The organism is Streptomyces sp. ActVer (genome assembly GCF_027270795.1).
GTDB classification, from domain to species: Bacteria; Actinomycetota; Actinomycetes; order Streptomycetales; family Streptomycetaceae; genus Streptomyces; species Streptomyces umbrinus_A.
In genome coordinates this window covers 1-7,483 of sequence record NZ_JAPWHT010000492.1, presented here as the reverse complement: position 1 = coordinate 7,483, position 7,483 = coordinate 1, and the positions used below count along the sequence as shown (strand labels likewise).

8 protein-coding genes are annotated in these 7,483 nt (G+C 70.6%); 6 read left to right on the top strand and 2 right to left on the bottom strand.

Annotation, left to right across the window (positions count from 1 at the left end):
• The first annotated feature begins 132 nt into the window (after positions 1-132).
• From O3Q52_RS45165 to O3Q52_RS45150, 4 genes are read left to right on the top strand one after another with little or no spacing between them, the layout of a single operon-like run.
• The gene (locus tag O3Q52_RS45165; RefSeq protein ID WP_269654314.1) at positions 133-585 is read left to right on the top strand and encodes a MaoC family dehydratase N-terminal domain-containing protein; all 453 of its coding nucleotides are present in this window, start codon (positions 133-135) and stop codon (positions 583-585) included.
• Positions 582-1,004 (top strand): MaoC/PaaZ C-terminal domain-containing protein, encoded by a 423-nt coding sequence (locus O3Q52_RS45160; RefSeq protein ID WP_269654313.1) that lies wholly within the window; start codon positions 582-584, stop codon positions 1,002-1,004. Before O3Q52_RS45165 ends, O3Q52_RS45160 begins: the two co-directional genes overlap by 4 nt.
• 4 nt (positions 1,005-1,008) lie before the next feature.
• The gene (locus tag O3Q52_RS45155; RefSeq protein ID WP_269654312.1) at positions 1,009-2,481 is read left to right on the top strand and encodes a class I adenylate-forming enzyme family protein; all 1,473 of its coding nucleotides are present in this window, start codon (positions 1,009-1,011) and stop codon (positions 2,479-2,481) included.
• Positions 2,471-3,598, top strand: a complete 1,128-nt coding sequence (locus O3Q52_RS45150) for a serine hydrolase (RefSeq protein WP_269654311.1) — start codon at positions 2,471-2,473, stop codon at positions 3,596-3,598. The genes O3Q52_RS45155 and O3Q52_RS45150 overlap by 11 nt, the downstream gene beginning before the upstream one ends.
• Positions 3,599-3,693: 95 nt before the next feature.
• Here O3Q52_RS45150 and O3Q52_RS45145 read toward each other — a convergent pair whose 3' ends face one another.
• Positions 3,694-4,875: an amidohydrolase family protein gene (locus O3Q52_RS45145; RefSeq protein WP_269654310.1), complete on the bottom strand. Its 1,182-nt coding sequence runs from the start codon at positions 4,873-4,875 to the stop codon at positions 3,694-3,696.
• Positions 4,876-4,974: 99 nt separating this feature from the next.
• On the bottom strand, positions 4,975-5,775 hold the full coding sequence (locus O3Q52_RS45140) for a FadR/GntR family transcriptional regulator (protein ID WP_269654309.1): 801 nt from the start codon (positions 5,773-5,775) through the stop codon (positions 4,975-4,977).
• 170 nt (positions 5,776-5,945) lie between these two features.
• On the opposite strand from O3Q52_RS45140, the gene O3Q52_RS45135 reads away from it, so the two are divergent.
• Together O3Q52_RS45135 and O3Q52_RS45130 are read left to right on the top strand one after the other, a co-directional pair.
• Positions 5,946-6,776 carry an enoyl-CoA hydratase-related protein gene (locus tag O3Q52_RS45135; RefSeq protein ID WP_269654308.1) on the top strand — a complete coding sequence of 277 codons (831 nt, stop codon included), beginning with the start codon at positions 5,946-5,948 and terminating at the stop codon, positions 6,774-6,776.
• A complete protein-coding gene (locus tag O3Q52_RS45130) occupies positions 6,773-7,342 on the top strand; it encodes a DUF2889 domain-containing protein (protein ID WP_269654307.1) in 570 nt (189 codons plus the stop codon). Before O3Q52_RS45135 ends, O3Q52_RS45130 begins: the two co-directional genes overlap by 4 nt.
• The last annotated feature ends 141 nt before the right edge of the window (positions 7,343-7,483 follow it).

Here is a 7,483-nt window from a genome sequence, read left to right as displayed (position 1 = left end):
TCCCGACTTCGACCCGGACGAGGCCACCCGCGGCGCCTTCCTGCCGTACTGGCCCGCCGTACTGACCCGCCGTACTGACCCGACGTACTGAGCCGCCACGCGGCGCGCCGTACCGACCGAGGAGACTGGACGATGACAGGGCAGCCGTTCCCCGTCGAGGCCGGGCACATCATGATGTTCGCCCGCGCCATCGGCGACGAGACCCCGGCCCACCGGGGCGAGACCGCACTCGCACCGCCCACCTTCACGATGGCGAGCGCTCAGTACGACCCCGACCATCGCCTGCGGCCCAGGCCGGGCGAGGAGTGGTTCGGCTCGGGGAGCGGCCCCGGGGCGATGCCCGAAGGCGGCGGCGGGCTGCACGCCGAGCAGCACTTCGAGTACCACCGCCCGGTCCGCGCGGGGGAGACCCTGTACGCGACCACCGTCCCCGGACGTAGCTGGGAGAAGCAGGGCCGCACCGGCCGCCTGCTGTTCAGCGAGCGCGTCACCGAGTACCGGGACGCCGTCGGCGAACCCGTCGTCAGCGCCCGGACCGTGGCCGTCGTGCCCGAGGGCCCCGCAACTCCGAAGGACGCCCGATGAGCCTGAGCGCGGACGGCATAAAGGTCGGCGAGACCCGGGAGAGCGTGCTGGTCGAGGACCTGAAGCGCACCCGGATCGTGCAGTACGCGGGTGCGTCGGGCGACTACAACCCGCTGCACACCGACGAGAGGTTCGCCACCGAAGTCGCGGGATATCCCGGCGTGTTCGCCCATGGAATGCTGACGATGGGCATGACCGGCCGGGTCCTCACCGACTGGGTGGGCACCGAGGCGCTGCTCACCTTCGGCGTGCGCTTCAAGGCCCAGGTCTGGCCCGGGGACACCCTGACGGCCACGGCGACCGTCGAGTCCGTCGAGGACACACCGGCCGGACCGGTCGCCCACTTCTCCGTGCGCACCGTCAACCAGAACGGCGCCGAGGTGGTCACCGGCATCGCGGCGGCCCGGCTGGAGCCCTGAACCGATGGGCGGCGCGCCGAAGGCCGTAGCGGCACCCACCTGGACCGCGATGGTGAGCCGTGCCTACGACCACGCGCGTCCCGCCGTCCGGTTCCGCGACCTGAGCTGGACAGGACACGAACTCCTCGACCGGGCGGGTGGCGCGGCCGACCTGCTGGACACGCTCGGCCTCGCCCCCGGCGAGCCGGTGCCCGCACTGATCGCCACCTCCGCCGACGCCCTCGCGCTGGTGATCGGTGGCGCGGGATCGGGCCACCCGCTCGCCCCGCTCGGCGTCCGCGCGACCCCGTACGAGATCGCGGCGGTGGTCAAGGCCTCGGGGTCCCAACTCCTCCTCGCCCAGCCGGAGTTCGCCGAGCTCGGTGAGCATGTGGCACAACTGGTCGGGTGCCCGGCCGTAGTCGTCCCCGAACTGCGTCCGAGCGGACGGGCGTTGACCGCCGAGCCCGACGCGCTCGCCGCGGTCCTGCACACCTCCGGGACGACCGGTATCCCCAAGCCCGTCCCCATGACGCAGCGGCGGCTGGCAGCCCGCGCGCACCTCAACGGCCGGCTCTGCGCGCTCGACCCCGACAGCTTCTACGGCGGCAGCGCGCCCTTCCACCACATCGCGGGCCTCGGCAACATCGCCGTCGCCCTCGCGGCCGGCGCGCTGATCACCGGTCTGCCGCGCTTCACCGTCGAGGGCTGGGCCCTGCTGCGGGAACTCGGCACCACCCACACCAGCATGGTCCCCGCGATGCTGGAAACGCTGCTGGCGGCCGGTCAGGCCCGCCACGAAGGGCTGCGCGTCCTCCAGTACGGCGGCGCGCCCATCCGCCCCGGCACACTGCGGCGCACGTACGAGGCGATGCCCGGCGTCCGCATGCTCAACATGTTCGGCCAGACCGAGGGCTCGCCCATCAGCGTGCTCACCCCCGAGGACCACCGCGAGGCGGTCGCCGGGCACACCGCACTGCTGCGGTCCGTCGGACGGGCTGCCCCCGGTGTCGAACTGCGGGTCGGGGACGCGGGGCCGGACGGCGTCGGCGAGATCCATGCCCGCGCCGGCCATCTCTTCCGCGTGGACGCCCAGGGCTGGCTGCACAGCGGCGACCTGGGCCGGGTGTCGGAGGACGGCTATCTCTACCTGTCCGGCCGACGAACCGACATGATCATCCGAGGGGGCGAGAACGTCCACCCGCTGGAGGTGGAGACGGTTCTGGCCTCGCACCCCGGCATCGCGGACGTGGCGGTCGCCGGCGCGCCGGACGACCGGCTGGGCCAGACCGTCGTCGCCTTCGTCGTACCGTCCGACCGTGACGACCCACCGGAACCGACGGCGCTCAGGTCGTACGCCCGCGACCTCCTCTCCGGGTTCAAGGTGCCCGTCCGCTGGTGGTTCGTGGACGAGCTGCCGCGCAACGCCAACGGCAAGGTCCTACGCCGCGGCCTGCGGGAACCGCCGGCGGGCAAGGGAGACTCGTATGACGCCTGACCACTCCGTCGTCGCCCCGGAGAGCGTCGGCGTCGACCCGCGTCGGCTCGACGTACTGCTGCGCAGGATCCGGCTGGAGGTCGACCACGGACCGCTGCCGTCCGCTCAGGTCGCCGTCGCGCGGGGCGGCCGGCTGGTGGCCTTCGAGACCTGGGGCGACGCCCGTCCGGACACCCGGTACGTCCTGCAGTCCGTCGGACGGTCGATCGTCGCGGGCGTCGTGTGGAAGCTGATCGGCGACGGGCTGCTGGACGTGGGCGAGCAAGTCGCCGCGATCATCCCGGAGTTCGCGCCGAACGGGAAGGAGGAGGTGACGGTCGAGCAGGTCCTCACGCACACCGCCGGCTTCCCCTTCGCACCGCTCGGGTACCCGAAGATGCTCGACCGCGAGCAGCGGCTCGCCGCGTTCGGCCGCTGGCGGCTCGACTACCCGCCGGGCAGCCGCTTTCAGTTCCACCTCACCTCGGCTGCCTGGCTGATCGCCGAGATCGTCGAGCGGCGTACGGGCCTGACTTTCGCCGAGTACCTGCACGAGCGGATCGCCCGCCCGCTGGGTCCGTCCTCGATCGAACTCGGCGTCCCCGTGGACCGGCAGCCCGGCACCGTCGCCCCGATGACCGCCACCGACCGTACGGAGGACGACCAGGACCCCGACCCGTGGGGACCCTGGTACCTGTCCGACCCGCGGGTGCTCGCGGCCGGCGAGCCGAGTCACGCGCTGGTCGCCACCGCCGCCGATGTCGCCCTGTACTTCCAGGCGCTGGAGCACTCGGGCCTGTGGAAGCCGGAAGCGGTGGCGGAGGGAACCCGGATCCGCCTGACCGAGCACCCGCACGGCGAGCAGATCTACGGGGGCGGCAGTGGGCGGCGTACGAGCATGGGGCTGTTCGTCACCGTGGCCGGTCCGGACGGGGGCAGCCAACTGCCGTCCACGGGCTCACCGTTGCTCTTCGGCAGCGCCGGAGCCGCGTACCAACTGGGCTTCATGGACCCGGAGTCCGGCCTGTCCTTCGCCTGTCTGAGCAACGGCTACCCGCTCGCGGGCTACGACCACTCGCGGCGCGGCACGGCTCTGCTCACCAACCTGGCGAACCTCGCGGCCGACCTCGTCGACTGAACCGTGGCCGAAGCGCTGAGTCGCACGCGCCATGTCCTACTGACTGAGCCCGGTACCGAAGTCGGTACCGGGCTCAATCGCGGAGACCGCCAGGCTCAACGGCTGATCAGCTGCTGCGCGTTGTTGTACATGATGTCGTCCTGGACCGACTCGTCGAGCTCCGCGAGGAGCTTGCGGTAGTCGGCCGGGTTGGCGATGCCCTCGGCGTGCGGGAAGTCCGAGCCCATCACGATGGACTCGTGATAGCCGAGACGCTTCACCAGGCTCGGGATGTCGTCCTCCGGGTAGGGCACCACCCGGATGTGCTTGCGGAAGACCTGGCTGGGGCGCTCGTCCAACTGGCCGCCTATCCAGGGGCCGTTGCGGCCCATGCCGCGGCTCTTGTCCATGTGGCGGACGAAGTGCGGCACCCACTCGGCGCCGAACTCGGACACCAGAACGTTGATGTCGGGGAAGCGCCCGAAGAGGTTGTCGAAGATCAGCGCTGACAGCGTCTCCTCGATCGGACGCTGGCCGTAGGTGTTCATCCACTGCCACGCGGACATCCGGAAGTGGATCGGGCTGGCGTCGTGGCCCCAGGCCGGGGCGACGTTCGAGTTGTAGTAGAACTCGCTGATGTGGTAACAGACGCTGGCCTTGGCCTCGTTGACCAGTTTCCAGAACGGGTCGAAGTACGGGTCTCCGGGCGAGCGGCCGTACTGCGGGCCGGTCGGCAGCATGATGAACCGGGCGCCCTGCTCCAGCACGAACTCCAGCTCCTTCACCGCACTGTCCAGGTCGCGCAGGGACAGCAGGGCGGGGGAGTAGATGCGGTCGTTGTGGTTGAAGCCCCACACCTCGTTCATGTAGCGGTTGAACGAGTGGTAGTTGGCGTAGAGCGGCTCGACGCCCTGTACGTACTCCTCGGCGACCAGAGCCCAGCCGCCCGGGTAGATGATCGTCTGGTCCAGGCCCTGTTCGTCCATGACGCGCAGCCGGGCCTCGCGGTTCTGGTACGCCTCGTGCATCGGCTCGAACTGGTAGGTCTCGTCGGGGTTGCCCGAGGCCATCGCCTTGAGCATCTCCTTGAGCGAGCCGGGCCGGTAGACCTGCCCGAACTCCGGCTCCAGACACACCACGATCCGGTCCCCGGCGAGGATGACCTCACGGCCGTCCGGCAACGTCACCGGCGCCACGGCCTGGCCCAGGAACTCCTTCGGGAGGTAGCGCGTGAAGGAGTCCCGTTCCTCGTACATGTGCTGGTCGCAGTCGAAGATCCGCTTGCGCTGTTCGGCCATGGCCGTCGCCTCCACCCTGAAGCCATTCAGTACGCCTCCTATAATTATCTAACTATTTGGAGAACGCAAGGGAGGGTGAGGGGCGGGTGTTCGGGGTGGTCAGTCGATGAGCTCCAGGACCGTCTTGGGGCCCAGCGCGTTGACGACGTCGTCGGCGCTGGAGATGTGGCGCTGCCACAGCTTCTCGGCCTCGTCCGCCTTGCCGGACTCGATCAGGCCGACCAGTCGGACGTGGGCCCGGTGGCCCTTGAGGGCCTGCGTCTTCTGGGTCTCGGCGTCGGTGGCGGCCGCGGTGTACGAGGCGTTGGCCCGGTCGATGATGTTGCGCAGCATGCCGCACAGGAGGATCAGGGTCTGGTTGCCGGTGAGCTCGACCAGGAGGGCGTGGAAGGCGTCCTGCGCGTCCACCAGGGCCAGCGGACTGTCCAGCACGGCCTTCTCGGCCGCCACCGCTTCGCGCAGCCGCTTGATGTCGTCCGCCGTGTGCTTGGTGGCGACCTGGCGTGCGCACGGCGGCTCGATGAGGGCCGCCGCCCGGTAGACGTCCCCGAGGGTGGCGCCGCGGTACTCCAGGATCAGGCCGGCGAAGCGGGCCGCGACGTCCGAGTCGGGCGCGCTCACCCGGGCGCCACCGTGCGCTCCGCGCCGGACCGTGATGAGGGACTCCGACTCCAGGACGCGGAACGCCTCGCGCAGCGTCGGCCGCGAGATGCCGAACTGCTCCATCAGTCCCGACTCCGGCGGCAGTGCGTCGTCGGGCTTCAGTTCGCCCCGTACGATCTGGCGGCGCAGGTGTCCTGCGACCAGTTCGGCCGTCTTCGGTACGCGCACCTGGCGTCCGACGGGGCCGCGGGAGGGAGCGGGCACGATCGGCGTTTCTGCGCGGGCTGCCTCAGCCACGGTGGGCTCCTCATATAGCAAAATGAATCGTCTTAGTGCATCGAGGGTACCAGGTCAAGGGTCGGGTGATCTTGTCCGTGCGGGACTTGGTCTGGCGTCCGGGTCATCGTTGGGTATATAGATGATTCATCTAGCTATAAACCCGACGCGGGCCCGTGGGAGTGACCTCGATGACCGAGAACCCGACCCCGGTGATCCTCACCGAGCTGACCGACGACGGGGTCATGCTCCTCACCCTGAACCGGCCCGAACGGCACAACGCCTGGACGCTGGAGATGGAACTGCTCTACAACGAGCTCTTCGACCGCGCCGAGGCCGATCCGGCGGTCCGTGCCGTCGTGCTGACCGGGGCGGGGCGCAGCTTCTGCCCCGGCATGGACATGAGCGTGCTGGACGGGGCGTCCTCAGGCGCGAGCCCGTGGCCGACCGACCGTCTGCCACCGCGCACCCGGCCCATGTCCTTCCCGAAACCCCTCGTGGCGGCCGTCAACGGCGCCTGCGCCGGCATCGGGTTCAACCAGGCGCTGATGTGCGACGTGCGGTTCGCCGTACCGGACGCCAAGTTCGCCGCCGCTTTCAGTGCGCGCGGCCTGGTGGCGGAGGACGGCGTGTCGTGGATCCTCCCCCGGCTCGTCGGATACGGGAACGCGAGCGATCTGCTGCTCTCCTCACGCCGGATCACCGGTACGGAGGCCCTGGCGATGGGCCTGGTCAACCGCCTCGTCGAGTCGGCGGAACTGCTCCCGACAGCGATCGCGTACGCCACCCGACTGGCCTCCTCGGCCAGCCCGTACGCGATGTCCCTCATCAAGCGGCAACTCGCCGACGACCAGTCGAGGAGCTTCACCGAGAGCCGCGACAGCGCGGCCGCGCTGCTCGCCACGGCGAAGCGGGCCCCGGACTACCGCGAGGGCGTACGCAGCTTCATCGAGCGCCGTCGGCCGGAATTCGCGGCGCTCGGGGCACCACCGGCGCCGCTCCGGGGGGAGGCTTCGTCATGACGCGAGCGGAACTGCCGCTGCACCGCCGCACGATCACTGTGACCGCCTACGAGGAAGACGGTGACGAGATCTCGGTCGAGGCGGTGCTGAGCGACGAGCGGCCCCGGGCGGAGCTGCCGGCGCACGTCGTCCACCGGATGGTGCTCGGAGTGCGTGTCCGTCTCGCGGACATGGTCGTGGTGCACGCCGGTGCGGACATGCGTACCTTCCCGCACGCCGAGTGTCCGCTGATCACCCCGGTCTTCGACGGACTCGTCGGGCTGAGCGTCGCCGCCGGGTACAACCGGGCGATCCAGGAGCGGTTCCGAGGTGTTTCCGGCTGCTCGCACCTCTACGAGCTGGCCCGCGCCCTCGGCCCCGCCGTCGTCCAGGCGGCCATCTCGGCCAACGCGCGCCGCCGTGACGCCGGTGAGCCGTCCCACGATCCGCGCTCCACGGCGGGCGTGCTGAACAGCTGCCACATCTGGGCCCCGGACGGGGTGGGCCTGCGCAAACTCGACGCGGGCTGGCTGCCGGGCACCGGCCCGCGGCCGGTTCCGGGGGTGGAGGCGTTCGGAGGGGCGTAGGTGGTGTGGGTTTTCGCCCCCGCCGCCCCTACCCGTCCCATCCCTGGGGGCTGCCGCCCCCAGGCCCCCGCTGTCGGCCTGAACGGCCTCGTCCTCAAACGCCGGACGGGCTGGGTATTTCAGCCTCTCCGGCGTTTGAGG

Excerpts from the sequence above, each read along its gene's own strand:
- O3Q52_RS45165 (WP_269654314.1), top strand. The coding sequence starts at position 133 with ATGACAGGGCAGCCGTTCCCCGTCGAGGCCGGGCACATCATGATGTTC.
- O3Q52_RS45160 (WP_269654313.1), top strand. The coding sequence starts at position 582 with ATGAGCCTGAGCGCGGACGGCATAAAGGTCGGCGAGACCCGGGAGAGC.
- O3Q52_RS45155 (WP_269654312.1), top strand. The coding sequence starts at position 1,009 with ATGGGCGGCGCGCCGAAGGCCGTAGCGGCACCCACCTGGACCGCGATG.
- O3Q52_RS45150 (WP_269654311.1), top strand. The coding sequence starts at position 2,471 with ATGACGCCTGACCACTCCGTCGTCGCCCCGGAGAGCGTCGGCGTCGAC.
- O3Q52_RS45145 (WP_269654310.1), bottom strand. The coding sequence starts at position 4,875 with ATGGCCGAACAGCGCAAGCGGATCTTCGACTGCGACCAGCACATGTAC.
- O3Q52_RS45135 (WP_269654308.1), top strand. The coding sequence starts at position 5,946 with ATGACCGAGAACCCGACCCCGGTGATCCTCACCGAGCTGACCGACGAC.
- O3Q52_RS45130 (WP_269654307.1), top strand. The coding sequence starts at position 6,773 with ATGACGCGAGCGGAACTGCCGCTGCACCGCCGCACGATCACTGTGACC.